Source organism: Streptomyces sp. NPDC002537 (assembly GCF_053594975.1).
The window spans coordinates 40,283-60,865 of the sequence record NZ_JBSFWT010000007.1; the positions used below are offsets into that span (position 1 = coordinate 40,283).

The following is a 20,583-nucleotide window of genomic DNA, read 5'->3' on the forward strand; positions in this document are numbered from 1 at the left end:
TACTACGTCATCGGCAAATGGGGACGGCATGTACGGCTGGATCTGGCGGCATCTGCCCGGCAACGCATGGGTGCGGGCGCTGATCTCGCTGCTGCTCGTGCTGGCGATCGTCTACGTGCTCTTCCAGTACGTCTTCCCCTGGGCGGAACCGCTGCTGCCGTTCAACGATGTGACGGTCGACAACGGAATGGCGGTCAACCGGTGAGTGCGCGCATCCTCGTCGTGGACAACTACGACAGCTTCGTCTTCAACCTCGTCCAGTACCTCTACCAGCTCGGTGCCGAGTGCGAGGTGCTGCGCAACGACGAGGTCGAGCTGAGCCACGCCCAGGACGGATTCGACGGAGTGCTCCTGTCGCCGGGTCCGGGCGCGCCCGAACAGGCGGGCGTCTGCATCGACATGGTGCGGCACTGCGCCGCGACGGGGGTGCCGGTCTTCGGGGTCTGCCTGGGGATGCAGTCGATGGCCGTGGCGTACGGCGGTGTCGTCGGCCGGGCGCCCGAGCTGCTGCACGGCAAGACCTCCCTGGTGACCCACGAGGGCAGCGGTGTCTTCCAGGGCCTCCCGTCGCCCTTCACGGCCACCCGCTACCACTCGCTGGCCGTCGAGCGCGAGAACTGGCCCGTGGAGCTGGAGATGACGGCCTGGACGGAGTCGGGCATCGCGATGGGCCTGCGCCACCGCGACCTGCCCGTCGAGGGCGTCCAGTTCCATCCCGAGTCGGTGCTCACCGAGTGGGGCCACCGGATGCTGGCCAACTGGCTGGAGACCTGTGGCGACGTGGGCGCGGTGGAGCGTTCGGCGGGGCTCGCGCCGGTGGTGGGCAAGGCCGGGGCGTGACCACCCTCCGGCCCGAGCGGCCCTCTCGGGCCGTCTCGCAGCCGCTGCCGCCCGAGGACCGGGCGACCATGCAACTGCGCAGGGTGGAGATCCCGGCCCAGCGGCAGGAGGCCGGGGCCGGGGGCGGGCGTGCCGAGCGGCGCAAGGCAGCCCGTAGGGCCGCCCACGGGGTGCACAGGGCCCGGCGGGCCCACCGGGCGGCAGGAAGGCCCAGGGACGGCTTCGGCGTCGTCGTGTGCCGTCTGCTGGGCGAGCTGTTCATCACCACCGGTGTGCTGCTGCTGCTGTTCGTCGCCTACCAGCTGTGGTGGACCAATGTGATCGCCCATCAGCAGGCGGGCGGTGCCGCCAATCACCTCCGGAAGAGCTGGGACAAGGGCGCGGGCGTCGACCGGGACGCGGGCGCGTTCTCGCCCGGCGAGGGCTTCGCGATCATCTACATCCCCGCGCTGGACGTGAAGGCCCCGATCGCCGAGGGCACCGGCAAGCACCAGGTCCTGGACCGCGGCATGGTCGGCCACTACGGCGAGGGGGCGCTGAAGTCCGCGATGCCCTGGGACAAGCAGGGGAACTTCGCGCTGGCGGGGCACCGCAACACCCATGGCGAACCGTTCCGCTACGTCAACCGCCTGAAGCCCGGCGACAAGATCGTCGTGGAGACGCGGAGCGCCTTCTACACCTATGAGATGACGACCCGGCTCGACCAGACGTCCCCGGAGAACGTCACGGTCATCGCCCCTGTGCCGAAGGGCTCGGGCTTCACCGGGCCCGGCCGCTACATCACGCTCACGACCTGCACCCCGGAGTTCACCAGTACGTACCGCTTGATCGTCTGGGGCAAGATGGTCGAGGAGCGGCCCCGGAGCAAGGGCAAGCCGGACGCCCTCGTCGAGTGAACGAGTCGAAGACACAGCAGAGCGAAGCGGGGTACGACGCGGTGGCACGGATCGACGGCGACGAGCCACAGCGGCCGGCCCCCGGGCGGCGGCGGATCGCGGCCACCGTCGGAGTGATCGGCGAGCTGCTGATCACGGCGGGCGTGCTGATGGCCCTGTTCGTCGTCTACTCCCTGTGGTGGACGAACGTCCTCGCCGACCGCGAGGCGAAGCGGCAGGGCAACCACGTGCGCGACAACTGGGCGAAGAGCGGCCCCGGCGGCCCCGGCGCGCTGGACACTAAGGACGGCATCGGCTTCCTGCACGTGCCGTCGATGAAGAACGGCGAGGTGCTCGTCAAGAAGGGCACCGGCACCGACATCCTCAACGAGGGCGTCGCCGGCTTCTACCGCGACCCCGTGAAGTCCGCGTTGCCCTGGGACAAGCAGGGCAACTTCACCCTGGCCGCGCACCGGGACGGACACGGCGCGAAGTTCCACAACATCGACAAGATCAGCACCGGGGACACCGTCGTCTTCGAGACGCGCGACGTCTGGTACGTCTACAAGGTCTTCGCCGAGCTCAAGCAGACCTCGAAGTACAACGTGGACGTCCTCGACCCGGTCCCCAAGGAGTCCGGCAAGACGCGGCCGGGCCGCTATCTGACCCTCACGACCTGCACGCCCGTCTACACCTCGGACTACCGCTACATCGTGTGGGCGGAACTGGACCGCGAGGAGAAGGTCGACAGCAAGCGCACGCCCCCGCCGGAGCTGCGCAAGTAGCCGAACGTGAGGGGCGGGCCGGAAAAATCCGGCCCGCCCCTCACGTTTGAAACGAAACTTCGGCAGAAGGCCAGAAGGTCAGTGCCTGCGGCCGCCCGGCAGCCCACCGATGAAGCCGGTGTCACCGCCCTGGTCCCCGCCGCCGGGGTTGCCGTCACCGGTCGTGCCGCCCGGGAGCCCCTGCGTCGTCGTCAGGTTGACCGGGGTGTTCTTGTCGACCTGGGAACCGGCGGCCGGGTCGGTCAGGAACACGATGGCGTTGGCGTCCTGCGGGCCCAGGACATTGCCGACCTGCAGACCCGCGTCCGTCAGCGCCTTCCTGGCGTCCTTCAGCTTCTGGCTGGTCAGCGCCGGGACGGTCACCTTCTGGTTCGCCTTGGCCTTGGCGACCGTCAGGGTCACCGTCGAGCCCTGCTTGACGATGGTGTTGCCGTCGGGGCTCTGCCGGATGACGGTGCCCGCCGGCTGGTCGTTCTCCTCCTCGGTCTTCTTCACGACGAAGCCGAGGTCGGTCAGCTGCTTGTTCGCGGAGTCGAAGGGCACCCCGACGACGACCGGCACCTGCTTGTTCGCCTGTGCCTCGACGACCGTCAGCGTGACCTTGGAGCCCTTGTCGGCCTTGCTGAGGCCCTTGGGGTCCTGGTCGAGGACGGTGCCCGGGGTGGCGCTGTCGGTGGCCGGCGCCGTCTTCACCTCGACGACGAAGCCCTTGTCCTCGAGGATCTGCCGCGCCTTGTCCTGCTGCTTCTCGGTGACGTCCGGGACCTCGATCTGCTCGGCGCCCGAGGAGACGGTCACCTTGACCGTGCCACCACGGTCGATCTTGCCGCCGTCCTTGGGGTCCTGATCGCAGATCTTGCCCTTGTCCTGGTCACAGGGCTTGCTGCCGCTCTGGACGACCTTGAAGTCGCCGTTCACGCCCTGCTGCTCGGCGTCCTTGAGCGTCTGCCCGACCAGGTTCGGCACGTTCACCTGGGAGCTGTTGGAGTTCCCGCCGAACAGCGACTTGCCGATGAAGATCGCGCCGACGAGCACCAGGATGCCCGCGACGATCAGCAGGATCGTGGAGAGGCTGCTCTTCTTGCCGCCCCCGCCGCGCCTGCGGCCGTTGCCGTCGTCGTAGCCGCCGTAACCGCCGTCGTCCTCGCGCACCGGCGGCAGCATGGACGTCTGTCCCGCGCCGTGCTCCTGCGAGCGGAGCATGGTCGTCGGCTGGTCCTCGCCGTAGCCCGTGGTGCCGTACGCGGCGGCCGCCACGGCGGCCACCGGCTGGCCCTCCAGGGCCGCCTCGATGTCGGCCCGCATCTCGTCGGCCGACTGGTAGCGGTAGTCCGGATCCTTGACCAGGGCCTTGAGGACGATCGCGTCCATCTCGGGCGTGATCTCGGGGTCGAACGTGCTCGGCGGGTTGGGCTCTTCCCGTACGTGCTGGTAGGCCACGGCCACCGGGGAGTCGCCCACGAAGGGCGGCCGTACGGTCAGCAGCTCGTACAGCAGGCAGCCCGTGGAGTAGAGGTCCGAGCGGGCGTCGACCTGCTCGCCCTTGGCCTGCTCCGGGGAGAGGTACTGGGCGGTGCCGATGACGGCCGCGGTCTGGGTCATCGTCATGCCGGAGTCGCCCATGGCGCGGGCGATGCCGAAGTCCATGACCTTGACCTGGCCGGTGCGCGTCAGCATGACGTTGGCGGGCTTGATGTCACGGTGGACGATGCCGGCCCGGTGCGAGTACTCCAGCGCCTGGAGCACGCCGATGGTCATCTCCAGCGACCGCTCGGGCAGCAGCTTCCGGCCGGAGTGCAGCAGCTCGCGCAGCGTGGACCCGTCCACGTACTCCATGACGATGTACGGGATCGAGACCCCGTCCACGTAGTCCTCGCCGGTGTCGTAGACGGCGACGATCGACGGGTGGTTGAGCGAGGCCGCGGACTGGGCCTCCCGGCGGAACCGGGCCTGGAAGGACGGGTCGCGGGCGAGATCCACCCGCAGCGTCTTCACGGCGACGGTGCGACCGAGCCGGGTGTCGTGCGCGAGGTACACCTCTGCCATGCCACCGCGACCGAGCACCGAGCCCAGCTCGTACCGGCCGCCGAGGCGACGCGGCTCTTCCATAGCTCCAGCCCTTCCGTTTTCCTGACCGCACCGGCGTGGGTCCGGCGGTGTGCTGTCCGGGCATACCGTACCCGGCGGGTTGCGCGCCTTCCGGGCGCCACCGTCACCTGATACACGACCGGTACCGTCACCCACGGCGCGCGGGCGGAAGGGTGAGCGGCATCACTTCGACGTGCTGAGCACCGCCTCCATGACGTTCTTCGCGATCGGCGCGGCGAGCGCGCCACCGGCGATGTCGTCCCGCGCGGTCTCGTTGTCGCCCTCGATCACGACGGCGACGGCGACCGGCGAACCGTTGTCGGTCTTCGCGTAGGAGATGAACCAGGCGTAGGGGTTGCCGCTGTTGTCCACGCCGTGCTGGGCGGTACCGGTCTTGCCGCCGACCGTCACACCGGGGGTGTCGATCTGGGCGTTCTTGCCGGTGCCCTTCTGGACGACCGTCTCCATCATCGACTGCAGCTTCTGCGCGGTCCCCGCGGAGACCGGCTGGCTCATCTGCTTGGGCTGGTGCGTCTCGATCACGTTGAGGTTGGGCGCACGCACCTTGTCGACCATGTACGGCTCCATCAGCTTGCCGTTGTTGGCGATCGCGGAGACGACCATGGCCATCTGGAGCGGGGTGGCGCGGTTGGACGCCTGGCCGATGCCGTCCATGGCGTTCTGCGGCCGGTTGTCCTCGGGGTAGACGCTCTTCTCGGCGCGGACCGGCGTGAGGACCTCTTTGTTGAAGCCGAACTTCTCCGCCTGCTTGCGCATCTTGTCGTTGCCGAGGTCGGCGCTCATCTTGCCGAAGACGGTGTTGCAGGAGACCTGCAGGGCGACCCGCATGGTGGCGTTCTCGCAGGGGATGTCGCCCTCGTTGTTCAGCGGGAGGACGGTGTCCGGCAGGATGTACTTCTTCGGCGAGTCGGTCTTCTGGTCCGGGTCGCTGTACAGCCCGTTCTCCAGCGCCGCGGCCGCGGTGACGACCTTGAACGTGGAACCGGGCGGGTAGGTGGCCCGCAGCGCCCGGTTGAGCATCGGCTGGTTCTTGTCCTTCTCCAGCGCGGTCCACGCGGCGCTGTCGTTGGCACCCGCGATCTTCGACGGGTCGTACGACGGGGTGGACGCCAGCGCCAGGATCTTGCCCGTACGCGGGTCCAGGGCCGCGACGGCGCCGCGCTTGTCGCCCAGGCCCTTGAAGGCGGCCTCCTGGGCCTTGGAGTTCAGGGTGGTGATCACGTCACCGCCCTTCTGGGTCTTGCCGGTGAACATGTCGACGGTGCGGTTGAAGAACAGCTTGTCGTCGTCGCCCGTGAGGACCTTGTCGTAGAGCTTCTCCAGCTGCGAGGCGTCGAAGACCTGCGAGGTGTAGCCGGTGACCGGCGCCCACATCTCGCCGTTCGTGTAGGTGCGCTTGAACTTGTAGTCGATGCCGTTGGTCTCCAGCGAGCCCGTGATCGCCTTGTTGTCGACGATGATGTCGCCGCGCGGCTGGCTGTAGCGGGCGATGGCGACCCGGTGGTTGTGCTTGTTGGTCTTCAGCGAGTCCGCCTGGACGAACTGCAGCCAGTTGTCGCGCAGCAGCAGGGCCAGCACCAGCAGACCGCAGAAGATCGCGATCCGGCGTACGGGCTTGTTCACGGTCGGACCACCTGGGTCATCTCGGCGTCAGTGGAGGGGGCGGGCGCCGGGGCGGGGCGCCGCGCGGTGTCGCTGATCTTGATGAGGATGGCGATCAGGGCCCAGTTGGCGATGACGGAGGAGCCACCGGCGGCCATGAACGGCATGGTCATACCGGTCAGCGGGATCAGGCCCATGACGCCGCCCGCCACGACGAAGACCTGGATGCCGAAGGCGGCCGACAGACCGCACGCGAGCAGCTTGCCGAAGGGGTCACGGGCGGCGAGGGCGGTGCGCACGCCGCGCTCCACGATGACCGCGTAGATCATCAGGATGCCCATGGTGCCGGCCAGCCCGAGCTCCTCGCCGACGGTGCCGAGGATGAAGTCGGAGTTGGCGGCGAAGCCGATGAGGTCCGAATAGCCCTGGCCCCAGCCCGAGCCGAAGACCCCGCCGGAGCCGAAGGCCATCAGCGCCTGGGAGATCTGCTCGCTGGCCGCGGACTTGCCCCAGCCGCCGAACGGGTCCAGCCAGGCGTTCACACGGGCCTGGACGTGCGCCTCGAAGGAGGCGACCCCGACGGCACCGGCCGCGGACATCAGCAGGCCGAAGACGATCCAGCTGGTGCGCTCGGTCGCGACGTAGAGCATCACGACGAACATGCCGAAGAACAGCAGCGAGGTACCGAGGTCGGTCTCGAAGACCAGGATGAGGATGCTGAACGCCCAGACGGCCAGGATGGGGCCGAGGTCGCGGCCGCGCGGCAGGTACATCCCCATGAAGCGGCGGCTGGCCAGGGCCAGGGCGTCGCGCTTCACCATCAGGTAGCCCGCGAAGAAGATCGCCAGGATGATCTTCGCGAACTCACCGGGCTGGATCGAGCCCAGACCCGGGAGGGTGATCCAGATCCGCGCGCCGAACTTCGCCGGGAAGAAGACCGGGGCGATCAGCAGGGCCAGCGCGACGGCCATGGAGATGTACGTGTAGCGCTGGAGGATGCGGTGGTCCTTGAGGAAGACCACGACGGCGCAGAACAGCCCGATGCCGATGGCGGAGTACATCAGCTGGTTGGGCGCCGACGCGACGTACTTGAAGCCCTGGTTCTTGGCGAGGTTCGCCAGCCGCTCCGACTGGTCGAGCCGCCAGATGAGGACCAGGCCGAGACCGTTGAGCAGCGTCGCCATCGGCAGCAGCAGCGGGTCCGCGTACTTGGCGAACTTGCGGATGACGACGTGGCCGACGCCCGCGAGCAGGCCGAGGCCGATGCCGTAGCCCAGCATGCCCGAGGGCATCTCACCGCTGAGGGCGAGGCCCACGTTGGCATAGGCGAAGCACGGGATGATCACCGCGAAGGCGAGCAGCGCCAGTTCGGTGTTGCGCCGGCTGGGCGGGCCCACCGTGCTGATGGTGGTCGTCATGGTGGTACTGGACATGGCTGACATGAGTTGCTGGCCCCCTACGGCTTCACGGAGTGCTGCACTGCGGGACCAACTTCTGCTCTTCCTCGCTGAGGGTGGGGCCCGGGGCGGGCGTCGTGGGAGTGGCCTGGGCGGAGGCGTTCGGCTTGGGTTCCTTGCTGTCGCCCAGGGCGCCGCCGGCCCGCTCGCCGCTCTGCTTCTCCTTGGCCTGCTGCTCCGCCTTGTGCCGCTCGTCCTCCTTCTTGCAGGCACCGGCGAGCAGCCCCAGGTCCTTGATCTTCTGGACCGCCTTGTCCTTGCTGTCGAGCGCGATGGTGTCCTGCACGCGCCCGCGCTGGTCGACCGGGAGGTACTTGAGTTCGATCTCGGGGTGGTCCTGGTACAGCTTGCTGAGGCTGACCCAGGCGAGGTCCTGGTTGATGCCCTGGTAGAGGGCGACGTGGTCGTTGTCCTTGGCGGCCACGAAGTACTGCGTCTGGGTCCAGTTGTAGCCGCCGTAGAGGCCTCCGGCGACGACGCCGAGCACCACGGCCACGATCAGGGACCGCTTGATCCACCGGCCGCGGCGGACGGGCTTGACGTACTCCTCGTCCATGAAGGCGCCGAACGAGCCGTCCGGCGCCCCGCTCATGCCCGGCTCGCCGCTGCCGGGCGGGCCGAAGCCGCCGCCGGGCTGCGGCGGTACGGGCCGGTTGGCGCGGGCGTGCTCGGCGGCCCGCCCGGCCGGGGTGTGCAGGGCGCCGTCGTCGCCCGCCTGGAGCTGGTTCTCGGCGACCGCGCCGACGATCACCGGGGTGTCGTTGAGCTGGACCGCCAGGGTGTCGCCGCCGTCGACGTCGAGGACGTCCGCGACGATGCAGGTGATGTTGTCGGGACCGCCGCCGCGCAGCGCGAGCTCGATCAGCTCCTGGATCGTCTCGTGGGGGCCCTGGTAGCTGGCGAGGGTCTCCTCCATCGTCTGGTGGCTGACGACGCCGGACAGACCGTCGGAGCAGATGAGGTAGCGGTCGCCGACCCGGACCTCCCGGATGGAGAGGTCGGGCTCGACGTGGTCGCCGCTGCCCAGCGCGCGCATCAGCAGGGAGCGCTGCGGGTGGGTGGTGGCCTCTTCCTCGGTGATCCGGCCCTCGTCGACGAGGCGCTGCACCCAGGTGTGGTCCTGGGTGATCTGGGTGAGCACGCCGTCGCGCAGCAGGTACGCGCGCGAGTCGCCGACGTGCACGAGCCCGAGCCGCTGACCGGTCCACAGCAGGGCGGTGAGCGTGGTGCCCATGCCCTCCAGCTGGGGGTCCTCCTCGACCATGGCGCGGAGCTGGTCGTTGGCGCGCTGCACGGCGGTGCCGAGGGACGTGAGGATGTCGGAGCCCGGGACGTCGTCGTCGAGCTCCACCAGGGTGGAGATCACCTCGGAGGAGGCCACCTCGCCCGCGGCCTGGCCGCCCATGCCGTCGGCGATGGCGAGCAGGCGGGGGCCGGCGTAACCGGAGTCCTCGTTGCCCTCCCGGATCATGCCCTTGTGCGATCCGGCGGCGAAACGCAGTGAAAGACTCATGCGCACCTCGCCCGTCGGCTCCGGGTACAGCCCCTTCCCAGACACGCTGCCCACCCTCCGGTCGTCATGGTCCTACTACTTCCGCAGCTCGATGACGGTCTTGCCGATACGGATCGGCGCGCCGAGCGGGATCGGGGTCGGGGTGGTCAGCCTGGTCCGGTCGAGATAGGTGCCGTTGGTCGAACCGAGGTCCTCGACGATCCACTGGCCGTCGCGGTCCGGATAGATCCTGGCATGCCTGCTGGAGGCGTAGTCGTCGTCCAGCACGATCGTGGAGTCGTGGGCGCGGCCGAGGGAGATGGTCTGGCCCTGGAGGGCCACCGTGGTGCCGGTGAGGGAGCCTTCGGAGACCACGAGCTTGGTGGGCGCGCCGCGGCGGCCGCGGTCGGCACGGCGGCCACCGCCGGCCTGCTGCTGGCGCTGCGGTGGCGGCGCGGTCTGCGTCTGCGCGCGCTGGGTCTGGCGGTCGCCGCCGCCACGGCGGGAGCCGCGCTGGGTCACCCGCGTGCCGAAGAGATCGCTGCGGATGACCTGGACGGCCACGATGACGAACAGCCACAAGACGGCGAGGAAACCCAACCGCATGACCGTGAGGGTCAGCTCTGACATTGCCCCCGCTTCACCCTTCGGCTTGCCGATAAACGATGGTGGTGCTGCCCACGACGATGCGCGAGCCGTCGCGGAGCGTAGCGCGCGTGGTGTGCTGTCCGTCCACCACGATGCCGTTGGTCGACCCCAGGTCCTGAATGGTCGCGGGGGTGCCGACCCGGATCTCGCAGTGCCGGCGGGAGACGCCGGGGTCGTCGATCCGTACGTCCGCTTCGGTGCTGCGGCCCAGCACGAGGGTGGGGCGTGAGATCTGGTGCCGCGTGCCGTTGATCTCGATCCAGCGCCGGGTCTGCGCACCGGGCACGGCTCCGGCGGAGGGGCCGGGGCGCGCCGCGGGGCGCCCGCCGCCGGGCGGCGGGGACGCGGGCATGGGCGGCAGGCCCGCGGGCGGTGCCGGGTGGCCCGCACCCTGGGTGACCGGGCCGCCGCCGGGACGGGGTGCGGCCTGGCGCTGTACCTGCGGTTCCTGCGACTCGCTGGCCGCGAGGGTGCGGCTGCGCACCCGGTACAGCCCGGTGTCGAGGTCGTCGGCCTTTTCCAGGTGGACCTTGATGGTCCCCATGAAGGTGTACCGCTGCTGCTTGGCGTAGTCGCGGACCATGCCGGAGAGCTCGTCGCCGAGCTGGCCGGAGTACGGGCTGAGCCGTTCGAAGTCCGGAGCGCTCAGCTCCACGATGAAGTCGTTGGGGACGACGGTGCGGTCGCGGTTCCAGATGGTGGCGTTGTTGTCGCACTCACGCTGGAGCGCGCCCGCGATCTCGACCGGCTGCACCTCGGACTTGAACACCTTGGCGAAGGTGCCGTTCACGAGACCCTCGAGTCGCTGCTCGAAGCGCTTCAGTACTCCCACGGGGCACCTCCTTCCCTCAGTGACGTTCCTGATGCTCGATGTCGTTCCTGATACTGCTTACTGATCGTATCCACGCGTCGGGAAAACGGCTGGTTCCCCTTCGGCGGCAGGAGTGACGAGTGTCGCCTTCGCCTTCGTACCGCACCGCCTTCACTAGGGATCGTAGAGGCGGTTGCGAGCCAGTGTCCCGCAACCGGTGGGGTGCCTGGCGGACCCGCCGGTCCCGTGGGTGCGCTTCCTCTGTACGGCCCTCCCCGCGGCGCCGTCCACGAGGTCGCTCCCGGGGTCCCTCCGGGGCCCGCCCCGTCCGTCCCGGCCCGTCCACCAGCAACGGGTGTGAAGGCACCCGCCACACCGTGCTAATGTTCTCGATGTCGGAAGGCGAACCGCACAAGACCCGGACGGACGAGTCCGGAGAGGTTGCGGGAAGACTGAGGACAACACCCATGCGCGGGTGGCGGAATAGGCAGACGCGCTGGATTCAGGTTCCAGTGCCCGAAAGGGCGTGGGGGTTCAACTCCCCCCTCGCGCACCAGTCGAGACGGACCTCTTCGAAGTGATGTACATCACTCGGAGGGGTCCGTTTCGCTTTGTCCGGATGCTGGTCGACTTCTGGTCGGTCCATGGCGAGATTTGCAGCCCGGGACGCGAAGTCTTGGCCGGAATCGCTGCACACGGTAGTGGCCGGAGTGGGAACATCATTCCGTAGTCACGCTGGGGCTCTGTGTGAAGGGCGTCGAGTCCGGTGTCGTGGGGAGCCTCGTCTGCAACCGGAATGGGGGACGCTGTGGCCTGGGACCAGTCGTCCGTGCTGTCGGAGTGGGTGTTGCCCGCCGGCGTCTGCGCGCCGGTGACCTGGGTGTGTCTGGTCTGGCGCTTCCGTGAGGACGGGCGTCTGCTCGGTACGTTCCGGTCGGCCGCGGCGGCGGTGGCCGTGGTGCTCTGGACGGCCGCGATGGCGGCGCTGGCGAGCGGGCTGCTGCTGCCGCACGCGTCGAGCGTGCCGCCGGCCGCGGTGGGCGCCGTCGCCGGGCTGGGGCTGATGCCCAAGCGCAAGGCGGGCGAATCCGGTGAGCATCCCCTGATGGCCATCGTGACCCTGGGGGACTCCCTGCTGCTCAACAGCCTGGCGATGCGGCTGCGGACGGATCGCGCCGAGTGGTGTCACGCGATGGCGACCGGCTTCCCCGACGGCTGGGACCTCGACGTCTTCGCCGACCGTGTCAGGCGGCATCTGCTCGCGCGGGTCGACACCCCGGGACGTACGGGCAGGACCCGCGCCGATCTGAAGAAGAGGATCGACGAGCGCCACCGCGAGGTGCGGGCCGCGGCGCAGAAGTGGATCACCCTTGAGCAGAAGATCGAGAAGCTGTGCGATCAGCAGGTGCGGGAGCGCACGCGTGACGAGATACGGCAGGCGCGACGGGCGTTCGGCGAGGCCGAGCACCTCTGTGCGTATCTGCTCGACCTGGCCCACGCGCACGGCAAGCGCAGTGACGACAGGGTGATCCTCGCGCTGCGGCGCGAGTTGAGCGCCTCAATGGTGGGTCGGAGCTAACGGCCGGGTCTCCATGGCCTCCATGGGCTCTCTGCATTCGGCCGTGGGCGGTTCGCGGAACGAGACCTCCACACACACGTCGAGGGCGTCGGCGACTGCCGCGAGCGAACGCAGCGTCAGATTCTCGTCACCCGAGAGTATTTGGCTGACTCTGCCGGGGGAGACTCCCATGCGGTCGGCCAACTCCTTGCGGGACATGCCCCGTTCCGCGACGAGCCCGGCAAGGGAGGCCGTTGCGTGGCGCGCCACCCGGGCACCTGCTAAATCCGCCGAGTGGCTCCGCTCCGTACCGTGGCGCCAGGCCATGGCTACCCCCCAAGAGTCGTGTGTGCTTGTGGACGACCGAGTCCGCCGGGCGGCTCCTGAGAGAAAGAATGCCACCTTTAGGCTTAGCTAAAAGCCTTGATTCGGCTAAAGATTGGGCCGGTGGGGTGGGAATCCGCCTGCCCGGTCACGGGTGACCAGGCAGGACGCGGCGAACGGTCGATTTCGGCCAGATGTTGTCAGGTGGCCGTCGCCGGGATGCCGACGGGCCGCTGTCGGGCTGTCAGGCGGTGAAGCGTGCGGCCAGGGTCTTGCCCTTGGCGGTGGCGTCCTCGTGGGCCTGGGTGCGGGAGGCGTCCGACTTGTCGGTCAGGGCGGCCATGGCGGGCACCGAGTGGGCCAGGGTCAGCTCCTGGACGATGAAGTCGACCTCCAGACCGAGCATGCCGTTCAGGACCTTCTCCAGGTAGGTCGTCACGAACTCGGAGTCCTCGCGGGGCGTTCCCGGCGCGTAGGAGCCGCCGCGCGAGGCGACGACGGTCACCGGGGTACCGGCGGCGGAGGGCTTCTCGACACCGGCCGTGCGGCCCATGATGATCACCTGGTCCAGCCATGCCTTGAGGCTGGAGGGGATCGAGAAGTTGTACATGGGGGCGCCGATCAGCACCGCGTCCGCGCGCTCCAGCTCCGCGGCGAGTTCCTCGCGCAGCGCGCCGGCGGCCTTCAGCTCGTCCGTGCGGTCCTCCGGTGCGACGAAGGCGGCGGCGATGCCCGCGGGGGTGATGTGCGGCAGCGGGTCGGCGGCGAGGTCGCGGTAGATCACCGTGCCGTCGGGGTGCTGCTCCTCCCACGCCTTGCGGAAGGCGGCGGTGACCTCGCGGGAGGCGGAGCCCTGCGGGGCGGCGGAGGAGTCGAGGTGCAGCAGCGTGGCCATGGGGTTCTCCTGATGACGGGCGTAGCGCCGGGCGCCGGGCTACGGGGTGTAGTTCCGTACGCAACTATTAATAGCACAGCAGCTTACTTTTCTATAGGGGCAGAGAAAGGGGCAGTACCCTGGAGGCATGGCGGACGGTGGAGTACAGGCGTGCAAGCGTGTCGGCGAGGGCATGACGCGGGTCTTCGAGCTGTTCGGGAAGCGCTGGACGGGGCTCATCGTGGCCACGCTGATGCAGGGGCCGGTGCACTTCGCCGACCTGCGGCGGGCGATCCCGGGGATCAGCGAGCGCATGCTGTCGGACCGGCTCACCCAGCTCGCCGCGGCCGGACTGGTCGTACGGGAGGTGCACACCGGCCCCCCGCTGCGCGTCGCGTACCGGCTGACCGAGGCGGGCGCGGCGCTGGAGCCCGCGCTCAAGGAACTGGGCCGGTGGGCGGAGCAGCACCTCCAGGACGGCGGCTCCTGTCCCGACGCCTTCCGCTGAGCCCGTTGTCAGTGGGAGGCGGTAGTTTCCGGGGAGTCGGGCTTCTTCTGCGGGCGGGAAGCCTGCAGGCGTGAAGTTCTGCGGGCGGGAAGTCTGCGGGCGTGAAGGGGGAGGTGGCGCGCTGTGTCGCGACTGCCGTACGTACCGGGATTCGCACGGTCGGCCCGGACCGGAGGAGGGTCCGGTTCGCCGAAGGCCGCCGGCAAGGCGCTGCGGGCGCGGGTGCCGCGCTCGGAGCACGCCGAGTGGGCCGCCGACGCGGGGCGCCCGGGGGCCGTCGAGACGGTCGAGGCGACGAACGCCGGGCGGCTGCCGGAGCTGACGCCGATACGGGCCGGGCGGATGGCCGCCTCCCCTTTCGCGTTCCTGCGCGGCACCGCGGGGCTGATGGGGTACGACCTGACGCGCACGGCCGTGACCGGGGTCGGCGCGCAGATATGCGGGGACGCGCACGCCGCCAACTTCGGCCTCTACGGCGACGCGCGCGGTGAACTGATCATCGACGTCAACGACTTCGACGAGACCCTGCACGGGCCGTGGGAGTGGGACGTGAAGCGGCTCGCCGTCTCCCTGGTGCTGGCCGGGCGGGAGGCGGGCGCCGGCGAGGACACCTGCCGGACGGCCGCGCGGGACGCCGTGGGCGCGTACCGGCACACGATGCGGCTGCTGGCCGGGCTCCCCGCGGCGGACGCGTGGAACGCCATCGCCGACGAGGAGCTCGTCGCGCACGCCGACGCCCGCGCGCTGCTGGGCACGCTGGAGCGGGTCGCGGCGAAGGCCCGGCGGAACACGAGCGCGCGGTTCGCCGCGAAGGCGACAGAGAAGACCGAGGGCGGCGGCCGGCGGTTCGTGGACGCGCCGCCCGTGCTCAGGCGGGTGCCGGACGGGGAGGCGGTGGCGGTCGCCCTGGCGCTGGGGGAGTACCTGGGGACGCTGCCGGAGGAGCTGCTTCCGCTGCTCGCGCGGTACGAGGTGCAGGACGTCGCGTTCCGCGTGGTGGGCACGGGGAGCGTGGGGCTGCGCTCGTACGTGGTGCTGCTGCTCGATCACCGGGGCGAGCCGCTCGTGCTCCAGGTGAAGGAGGCGAGGCCCTCGGTGCTGCTGCCGTACGCGGAGAAGGCCGGGTTCGCCCCCGCACCGGCGGGGCACGAGGGGCGCCGTGTGGTGCTGGGGCAGAAGCGGATGCAGGTGGTCAGCGATGTGCTGCTCGGCTGGGCGACGGTCGAGGGCAGGCCGTACCAGGTACGGCAGTTCCGCAACCGCAAGGGGAGCGTCGACCCGGCAGCCCTGGCCCCCGCCGAGCTCGACGACTACGGGCGGATGACGGGCGCGCTGCTCGCGCGCGCCCACGCGCACAGCGCGGACCCCCGGCTGATAGCGGCCTACTGCGGCAAATCGGCCGAACTGGACGAGGCGGTCGCCGCGTTCGCGGTGACGTACGCGGACCGGACGGAAGCGGATCACGCGGAGCTGGTGGCGGCGGTGCGGAGCGGCAGGGTGGCGGCGGAGCAGGGCGTGTGACGCGGGTGCCCCGGCTCCCGTGCCGGATGCTGTGACACCGGATGCTGTGACAAGGGTCGCGTGGGGCCGGGGCCGGGCCTTGGGGCGGGCCGGAACGTGCGGGCCCGGGGGGATCGTGGTGCCCCCGAGGTGGTGGGGAAACCGTACGCTGGTCGGGTGACGAATCCGGAAGCCGAGACCCAGCACGCCGAAGAGCCGGGCACGCAGCGCCTGGAGCAGGCCGTCCGCACGGCGGAACTGGCGCTGATCGAGTTCGAGATCGCGGTGGAGACCTTCCGGGTGGAGGTGGAGAACTTCTCCCGGCTGCACCACCAGCGGCTGGGCCCCGCCTACGCGCGGCTCGACGAGCTGGAGGCCCGGATCGCCGAGGCGGTCGCGGCCCGTACCGGCGACGCCGAGGACGTCCGGCGGGCCCGGGAGGCACGTGCCCTGGTGCAGCCGCTGCCCGGCGTCGAGGAGCTGTTCGGCGGCTGGCTGGACTCGGACGGCCTGTCGCCCGAGGCGACCGCCATGCTCACTGAGAAGTCCGTGACCCCGCCGCAGCGGATCCGCCCGAGCGACGAGGCCCGGCGGGCCTTCCGCGAGCTGGTGCGCAAGGCCCACCCGGACCTGGCCCGGGACGAGGCGGACCGGGTGCGGCGCGAGGCGTTCATCGTGCGGGTCAACGCCGCTTACGCGGACGGCTCGGAGGCACTGCTGCTGGAGCTGGCCGAGGAGTGGGCCGCGGGCCCGGTGCCCGAGGAGCGGCGGCCCAGCCGGGCGGAGGAGCTCTACGCCCGGCTGGAGTGGCTGGCCCGGCGCAAGGAACTGCTGTCGGCCGTGGCCGCGGAGCTGGAGGGCTCCGCGATCGGCGCGATGATCAAGATGGCGCCGGACGACCCGGACCGGCTGCTGGAGGAGATCGCCGAGGGGCTGGCCGTCCAGGTCGCCGAACGCGAGGCCCACCTGGCCACGCTGGTCGGGTAGCGTCGGGGGCATGCATTTCGGTTCCGGTATCCCCACGGTCAGTGTCGACGCCCTCGCGTCCGAAGACTTCCTGCTGGACGTCCGGGAGGACGACGAGTGGGCGGCCGGGCACGCCGAGGGGGCGCTCCACATCCCCATGAGCGAATTCGTGGCCCGCTTCGGCGAGTTGACGGAGAAGGCCCCCGGCGGCGGCAGGGTCAACGTCATCTGCCGGTCGGGCGGGCGCTCCGCTCAGGTCACCGCCTACCTCGTCCAGCAGGGCCTGGACGCGGCGAACGTCGACGGCGGCATGCAGGTCTGGGAGGCCGCGGGCCGTCCGGTCGTGGCCGACGACGGCACGCCCGGCACGGTGATCTAGCAGGAGCCCGGGGTCCGGAGCCGCAGTCCGGAGCCCGCGGTCCAGAACCCGGAGCCGGGACGAGGGCGCTCGTGGCCGGGCGCCCTGCCGGTGGTCGGTCGGCGGTCGGTCAGTCCAGCGGGTGGGCGGCCAGCAGGTCGCCGAGAGCCTCTTCGTGGGCCGCCGCGGGCCCGAGGGACAGCTCCAACTGCTTGGCCCACGCGTGATACCGGTGCAGGGCGTAGCCGGTGTCCGCGCCGAAGCCGCCGTGCAGATGCTGCGCGGTCTGGACGACGCGGCGCACGCCTTCGGACGCCCAGATCTTCGCCACGGCGAGGTCCGCGGCGACCGGGAGTGCCCCGGCCGCCCCCGACTCCATGCGCCAGGCCGCCTGCCAGAGCGTGGCCTCCATGGCCCGCAGGTCGATATAGCGATCGGCGGCCTGGACGGCGACTGCCTGGAACGTGGCGATCGGGAAGCCGAACTGCTCGCGCTTGCTCGTGTACGCGCCGGTCATACGGGCCACGGCCGTGCCGACCCCGAGCGCGAGCGCGCCGGTGCCGAGGGTGAGCAGCCCTCGCAGCCGTTCCCACACGCCCTCGCCGACGATCACCTCGTCGCCGCCGACCCGCGCGGAGTCGAGCCGGACCTCCGCGTACCGCTCGCCGTTGGTGGACACCTGGTCGGCCAGGGTGACCCCGGGAAGGTCCCGGTGCACGAGGGCGAGGACGGTGCGTCCGTCGGCGGTGCGGGCGGGCAGGAGCATCCGGTCCGCGCTCTGCGCCCAGGGCACGGCGGTCTGCACCCCGTCGAGGAGCCACTCGGAACCCGCCGACGCGGGCCGGGCGTGCTGCGCGGGCGCCCGGCGGCCCTCGCGCCCGGCCTCACGGCCGATTCCGCTTCCGGCCGGGGTTCCGGCTGGGGTCCCGGTCCCGTTCCCGGTGCCGTTCCTGGTCTTGGTCCTGATCCTGGTCCCGGCGCCGGTCCCGGTCAGCTGCCGTGCGGTGACGGCGAGTTCGGCAGGGTCGTGACCCGTACGGCCGCTGGACGCCACCGTGACGACGAGCTCACCCCGGCCCAGCATGGGCAGCACCCGGGCGGCGGCCCGGTCGTCGAGGGCGCTCAGGGCGAAGGCCGCCGCGCTCGACTCCAGCAGCGGCACCCGGGCCAGGACCTGCCCCGCCTCGCGCAGCACCAGGCACAGCGCGATCGGCCCGAGCCCCGCACCGCCGTGCCGGGGGGCGATGAACAGGCTCAGCAGATCGGCGTCGGCGAGCGCCGCCCACAGTGTCCGGTCGAAGTCCTCCGACACCGCGCCCCCGGTCAGGGCGGGGCTGGGCACGCTGTCGGGGGAGACCCCGGAGAAGACGGCCCTGGCCGCCTCCGCGGCGGCCTGCTGTTCCTCGCTGAAGGTGAAGTCCACTGCCCGTCCTCCCGCGCACCGGCACTGACACCCGGAATCGACACCCGGAACTGATAGTGCGTCAAGGTAGAACAGGTTGCAGGAATAGGGAACAGCGGTGCGGCCCGGCACTCAGCGATCGAAGTCCAACTCCACCTCCTCCGTGACCGGATGCGACTGGCAGGCCAGCACATACCCGGCAGCCAGCTCCTCCGGCTCCAGCGCGAAATTCCGGTCCATCCGCACCTCGCCCCGCACCAGGAAGGCCCGGCACGTCCCGCACACCCCGCCCTTGCAGGCGTACGGGGCATCGGCGCGGTTGCGCAGCACGGTCTCCAGCAACGGCTCACCCTCCCGAACCGGCCAACTCCCGCTGCGCCCGTCCAGCTTCGCGGTCACGCTGCTGCGCGCGGGACCGCCGGGAGCGGGGCCGGTGTCGGCCGGGGAAGCGGCCGACGCGGTCTCGACGTGGAAGATCTCCTGGTGGACGCGGTCCCGGCCGACACCAAGGGTGAGCAGTGCCCGCTCCGCCTCCCGCACCAGGCCGTGGGGGCCGCACAGGAACCAGCCGTCCACCGACTCCACCGGCAGCAGCGCGGGCAGCAGCTCCGTCAGGCGCCGCTCGTCCAGCCGCCCGGACGGCAACCCGGCCTGCTGCTCCTCGCGGGACAGGACGTGCACCAGCTGGAAGCGGTCGGGCCAGCGGTCCTTGAGGTCGGCGACCTCCTCCAGGAACATCGCGGAGGCGGTGGTGCGGTCGCTGCGTATCAGGCAGAACCGGGCATCGGGCACCCGGGCGAGCAGCGTCGAGGCGATGGACAGGACGGGTGTGATCCCGCTGCCGCCGACGATCGCCGCGAAGTACCCGGGGCGCGGCTCCAGGACGAACCGCCCGGCCGGTGCCATCACCTCGACCGTGTCGCCCGCGGAGAGCTCCTTCAGCGCGTAGGTGGAAAACACCCCGCCGTCCACCAGCCGCACGCCGACCCGTAGTTCCGTCGCCCCGGCGCCGCCCGGTGCCGGAGCGGGGCCGCAGAGGGAGTAGGTGCGGCGGATCTCGGTGCCGTCCGCGGTCCGGCGGAGGGCTATGTGCTGGCCCGGTGCGTAGCGGTAGACGTCGCGAAGCTCCTCGGGCACCGCGAGGGTCAGGGCGACCGAGTCGTCGGTGAGCGGATCGACGTGCGTCACGCGCAGGGGGTGGAAGGCGCCGTGGCGGGCCGCTGCTGCCATCTACAACTCCTTGAAGTGGTCGAATGGTTCGCGGCATGTCTCGCAGCGGCGCAGGGCCTTGCAGGCGGTCGACGAGAAGCGGCTCAGCAGCGTGGTGTCGGTGGATCCGCAGTGGGGGCAGGGGACGGGTCCGACCGTCTCCTCGGCGAGCCGGGTCGGCCCCAGGGCGAGCGCCACCGGCCCGGCGGCCCGCGCGCCCGGCCGCGGGGGCGCCACGCCGAACTCGCCCAGTTTGCGGCGCCCTTCGGCGGTGATGTCGTCCGTGGACCAGGCGGGGCTGAGCACCGTGCGCACGGAGACCTCCCGCTGTCCGTGCTCGTGGAGCACCCGTTCTATGTCCGCGGCCATCGCTTCGACGGCGGGGCAGCCGGTGTAGGTGGGGGTCAGTTCCACCTCGACCCGGCCCGGACCGGTCAGGTGCAGGCCGCGCAGGACTCCCAGTTCGGCGAGGGTGAGCACGGGGAGCTCGGGGTCGGGCACGGACCCGGCCAGTGCGAGGAGTCGCTCCTCCAGGGCGGTCGGCTCCCGGGGGGCCGGTGCGGTCACCATGTCGCCCCCGGGTGGCTGCGGTGCAGGTGCTGCATTTCGGCGAGCATCCGTCCGAACGGTTCGGTGTGGATGCCCTGGCGGCCCGCTCCGGCGGACCAGGCGTACGACGGGGGGCCGGTGGGGAGGGCCAGGGTGGCCTGCTCGACGGTCCGGGAGACCAGGGCCAGCCAGCCGTCGCGCAGGCCCGCCGTGTCGAGGTCGAGCCCTTCGACGGGCGCGAAGAGCTCTCCCGTGTATCGCCAGAGGGCGGTCAGCGCGGTCTGCATGCGCCGGTGGCTCTCCTCGGTGCCGTCGCCGAGCCGCAGCGTCCATTGCTCGGCGTGGTCCCGGTGGTAGGCGACCTCCTTGACCGCCTTCGCCGCCAGCGGGGCGAACGGGCCCTCCCCCGTGGCCAACTGGCCGTACAACAGCTCCTGATAGGTGGCGAAGTACAGCTGGCGGGCGATGGTGTGGGCGAAGTCGCCGTTGGGCTGTTCGACCAGCTGGACATTGCGGAAGGCGCGCTCCTCCCGGAGATAGGCCAGCTCGTCCTCGTCGCCGACGAGCGAGAACAGGACACGGGCCTGCCCGAGCAGATCCAGCGCGATGTTGGCGAGGGCGACCTCCTCCTCCAGGACGGGCGCGTGCCCCGCCCACTCCCCCAGCCGGTGGGACAGCACCAGGGCGTCGTCGCCGAGCGCCAGCGCCGCGCCGAT

21 protein-coding genes and 1 tRNA gene are annotated in these 20,583 nt (G+C 70.8%); 10 read left to right on the forward strand and 12 right to left on the reverse strand.

The genetic code is table 11. The features are described 5' to 3' along the window. Nucleotides 1–28: 28 nt before the first annotated feature. Genes ACWD4A_RS05175 through ACWD4A_RS05190 form a run of 4 tightly spaced genes read left to right on the forward strand, consistent with a single transcriptional unit; the run spans nucleotide 29 to nucleotide 2,500 of the window. The gene (locus ACWD4A_RS05175) at nucleotides 29–205 is read left to right on the forward strand and encodes a hypothetical protein (RefSeq protein ID WP_366002130.1); all 177 of its coding nucleotides are present in this window, start codon (nucleotides 29–31) and stop codon (nucleotides 203–205) included. Beyond that, nucleotides 202–840, forward strand: coding sequence for an aminodeoxychorismate/anthranilate synthase component II (locus tag ACWD4A_RS05180; RefSeq protein WP_451189705.1), 639 nt, complete (start codon nucleotides 202–204; stop codon nucleotides 838–840). The genes ACWD4A_RS05175 and ACWD4A_RS05180 overlap by 4 nt, the downstream gene beginning before the upstream one ends. Continuing rightward, nucleotides 837–1,736: a class E sortase gene (locus ACWD4A_RS05185; RefSeq protein ID WP_451189706.1), complete on the forward strand. Its 900-nt coding sequence runs from the start codon at nucleotides 837–839 to the stop codon at nucleotides 1,734–1,736. Before ACWD4A_RS05180 ends, ACWD4A_RS05185 begins: the two co-directional genes overlap by 4 nt. Nucleotides 1,737–1,777: 41 nt before the next feature. Then, on the forward strand, nucleotides 1,778–2,500 hold the full coding sequence (locus tag ACWD4A_RS05190; RefSeq protein ID WP_451189882.1) for a class E sortase: 723 nt from the start codon (nucleotides 1,778–1,780) through the stop codon (nucleotides 2,498–2,500). A 78-nt stretch (nucleotides 2,501–2,578) separates the two neighbouring features. On the opposite strand, the gene pknB is transcribed toward ACWD4A_RS05190, so the two are convergent. The 6 genes from pknB to ACWD4A_RS05220 all read right to left on the reverse strand — a co-directional run bounded on the left by pknB (nucleotide 2,579) and on the right by ACWD4A_RS05220 (nucleotide 10,640). Next, a complete protein-coding gene (pknB, locus tag ACWD4A_RS05195; protein ID WP_451189708.1) occupies nucleotides 2,579–4,609 on the reverse strand; it encodes a Stk1 family PASTA domain-containing Ser/Thr kinase in 2,031 nt (676 codons plus the stop codon). 162 nt (nucleotides 4,610–4,771) lie between these two features. Then, entirely contained in the window at nucleotides 4,772–6,232 is a 1,461-nt protein-coding gene (locus ACWD4A_RS05200; RefSeq protein WP_451189710.1) for a peptidoglycan D,D-transpeptidase FtsI family protein, read from the reverse strand. Further along, nucleotides 6,229–7,644, reverse strand: a complete 1,416-nt coding sequence (locus tag ACWD4A_RS05205; protein ID WP_451189711.1) for an FtsW/RodA/SpoVE family cell cycle protein — start codon at nucleotides 7,642–7,644, stop codon at nucleotides 6,229–6,231. The genes ACWD4A_RS05200 and ACWD4A_RS05205 overlap by 4 nt, the downstream gene beginning before the upstream one ends. A 31-nt stretch (nucleotides 7,645–7,675) precedes the next feature. After that, complete coding sequence (locus tag ACWD4A_RS05210) at nucleotides 7,676–9,181, reverse strand: Stp1/IreP family PP2C-type Ser/Thr phosphatase (protein WP_451189713.1); 1,506 nt, start codon at nucleotides 9,179–9,181, stop codon at nucleotides 7,676–7,678. 75 nt (nucleotides 9,182–9,256) lie between these two features. Next, on the reverse strand, nucleotides 9,257–9,790 hold the full coding sequence (locus ACWD4A_RS05215) for an FHA domain-containing protein FhaB/FipA (RefSeq protein ID WP_451189715.1): 534 nt from the start codon (nucleotides 9,788–9,790) through the stop codon (nucleotides 9,257–9,259). 10 nt (nucleotides 9,791–9,800) lie between these two features. Beyond that, nucleotides 9,801–10,640, reverse strand: coding sequence for an FhaA domain-containing protein (locus tag ACWD4A_RS05220; RefSeq protein WP_451189718.1), 840 nt, complete (start codon nucleotides 10,638–10,640; stop codon nucleotides 9,801–9,803). A 448-nt stretch (nucleotides 10,641–11,088) separates the two neighbouring features. Between ACWD4A_RS05220 and ACWD4A_RS05225 the strand changes: the two genes are divergently transcribed. Then, nucleotides 11,089–11,175 (forward strand) — tRNA-Leu (locus tag ACWD4A_RS05225). 240 nt (nucleotides 11,176–11,415) lie between these two features. Continuing rightward, entirely contained in the window at nucleotides 11,416–12,198 is a 783-nt protein-coding gene (locus tag ACWD4A_RS05230) for a hypothetical protein (RefSeq protein WP_451189720.1), read from the forward strand. On the opposite strand, the gene ACWD4A_RS05235 is transcribed toward ACWD4A_RS05230, so the two are convergent. Together ACWD4A_RS05235 and ACWD4A_RS05240 are read right to left on the reverse strand one after the other, a co-directional pair. Then, nucleotides 12,178–12,504, reverse strand: a complete 327-nt coding sequence (locus ACWD4A_RS05235; RefSeq protein WP_451189722.1) for a helix-turn-helix domain-containing protein — start codon at nucleotides 12,502–12,504, stop codon at nucleotides 12,178–12,180. The two genes, ACWD4A_RS05230 and ACWD4A_RS05235, sit on opposite strands and share 21 nt — an antisense overlap. Before the next feature lie 241 nt (nucleotides 12,505–12,745). Further along, nucleotides 12,746–13,396 (reverse strand): FMN-dependent NADH-azoreductase, encoded by a 651-nt coding sequence (locus ACWD4A_RS05240; RefSeq protein WP_451189724.1) that lies wholly within the window; start codon nucleotides 13,394–13,396, stop codon nucleotides 12,746–12,748. A 127-nt stretch (nucleotides 13,397–13,523) separates the two neighbouring features. On the opposite strand from ACWD4A_RS05240, the gene ACWD4A_RS05245 reads away from it, so the two are divergent. The 4 genes from ACWD4A_RS05245 (at nucleotide 13,524) to ACWD4A_RS05260 (ending at nucleotide 16,728) form a co-directional block, all read left to right on the forward strand. Next, nucleotides 13,524–13,883, forward strand: a complete 360-nt coding sequence (locus tag ACWD4A_RS05245; protein ID WP_451189726.1) for a winged helix-turn-helix transcriptional regulator — start codon at nucleotides 13,524–13,526, stop codon at nucleotides 13,881–13,883. 123 nt (nucleotides 13,884–14,006) lie between these two features. Further along, on the forward strand, nucleotides 14,007–15,404 hold the full coding sequence (locus tag ACWD4A_RS05250; RefSeq protein ID WP_451189728.1) for a DUF2252 domain-containing protein: 1,398 nt from the start codon (nucleotides 14,007–14,009) through the stop codon (nucleotides 15,402–15,404). Between the two features lie 156 nt (nucleotides 15,405–15,560). Then, on the forward strand, nucleotides 15,561–16,370 hold the full coding sequence (locus tag ACWD4A_RS05255) for a hypothetical protein (protein WP_451189731.1): 810 nt from the start codon (nucleotides 15,561–15,563) through the stop codon (nucleotides 16,368–16,370). 10 nt (nucleotides 16,371–16,380) lie between these two features. Beyond that, entirely contained in the window at nucleotides 16,381–16,728 is a 348-nt protein-coding gene (locus ACWD4A_RS05260) for a rhodanese-like domain-containing protein (RefSeq protein WP_451189732.1), read from the forward strand. Nucleotides 16,729–16,837: 109 nt separating this feature from the next. On the opposite strand, the gene ACWD4A_RS05265 is transcribed toward ACWD4A_RS05260, so the two are convergent. The 4 genes from ACWD4A_RS05265 to paaC form a co-directional block, all read right to left on the reverse strand. Further along, nucleotides 16,838–18,130 (reverse strand): acyl-CoA dehydrogenase family protein, encoded by a 1,293-nt coding sequence (locus tag ACWD4A_RS05265; RefSeq protein WP_451189735.1) that lies wholly within the window; start codon nucleotides 18,128–18,130, stop codon nucleotides 16,838–16,840. 111 nt (nucleotides 18,131–18,241) lie between these two features. Then, nucleotides 18,242–19,339: a 2Fe-2S iron-sulfur cluster-binding protein gene (locus ACWD4A_RS05270; RefSeq protein ID WP_451189737.1), complete on the reverse strand. Its 1,098-nt coding sequence runs from the start codon at nucleotides 19,337–19,339 to the stop codon at nucleotides 18,242–18,244. Beyond that, on the reverse strand, nucleotides 19,340–19,888 hold the full coding sequence (gene paaD, locus ACWD4A_RS05275; protein ID WP_451189739.1) for a 1,2-phenylacetyl-CoA epoxidase subunit PaaD: 549 nt from the start codon (nucleotides 19,886–19,888) through the stop codon (nucleotides 19,340–19,342). Beyond that, a complete protein-coding gene (paaC, locus tag ACWD4A_RS05280) occupies nucleotides 19,882–20,583 on the reverse strand; it encodes a 1,2-phenylacetyl-CoA epoxidase subunit PaaC (protein WP_451189885.1) in 702 nt (233 codons plus the stop codon). The genes paaD and paaC overlap by 7 nt, the downstream gene beginning before the upstream one ends.

What these genes read in the sequence shown, in the direction of transcription:
- ACWD4A_RS05215 (WP_451189715.1), bottom strand. Translation starts at nt 9,790, where the DNA reads ATGTCAGAGCTGACCCTCACGGTCATGCGGTTGGGTTTCCTCGCCGTC.
- ACWD4A_RS05235 (WP_451189722.1), bottom strand. Translation starts at nt 12,504, where the DNA reads ATGGCCTGGCGCCACGGTACGGAGCGGAGCCACTCGGCGGATTTAGCA.
- pknB (WP_451189708.1), bottom strand. Translation starts at nt 4,609, where the DNA reads ATGGAAGAGCCGCGTCGCCTCGGCGGCCGGTACGAGCTGGGCTCGGTG.
- ACWD4A_RS05260 (WP_451189732.1), top strand. Translation starts at nt 16,381, where the DNA reads ATGCATTTCGGTTCCGGTATCCCCACGGTCAGTGTCGACGCCCTCGCG.
- ACWD4A_RS05230 (WP_451189720.1), top strand. Translation starts at nt 11,416, where the DNA reads ATGGGGGACGCTGTGGCCTGGGACCAGTCGTCCGTGCTGTCGGAGTGG.
- ACWD4A_RS05205 (WP_451189711.1), bottom strand. Translation starts at nt 7,644, where the DNA reads ATGTCCAGTACCACCATGACGACCACCATCAGCACGGTGGGCCCGCCC.
- ACWD4A_RS05240 (WP_451189724.1), bottom strand. Translation starts at nt 13,396, where the DNA reads ATGGCCACGCTGCTGCACCTCGACTCCTCCGCCGCCCCGCAGGGCTCC.
- ACWD4A_RS05210 (WP_451189713.1), bottom strand. Translation starts at nt 9,181, where the DNA reads ATGAGTCTTTCACTGCGTTTCGCCGCCGGATCGCACAAGGGCATGATC.
- ACWD4A_RS05245 (WP_451189726.1), top strand. Translation starts at nt 13,524, where the DNA reads ATGGCGGACGGTGGAGTACAGGCGTGCAAGCGTGTCGGCGAGGGCATG.
- ACWD4A_RS05270 (WP_451189737.1), bottom strand. Translation starts at nt 19,339, where the DNA reads ATGGCAGCAGCGGCCCGCCACGGCGCCTTCCACCCCCTGCGCGTGACG.
- ACWD4A_RS05175 (WP_366002130.1), top strand. Translation starts at nt 29, where the DNA reads ATGTACGGCTGGATCTGGCGGCATCTGCCCGGCAACGCATGGGTGCGG.
- paaD (WP_451189739.1), bottom strand. Translation starts at nt 19,888, where the DNA reads ATGGTGACCGCACCGGCCCCCCGGGAGCCGACCGCCCTGGAGGAGCGA.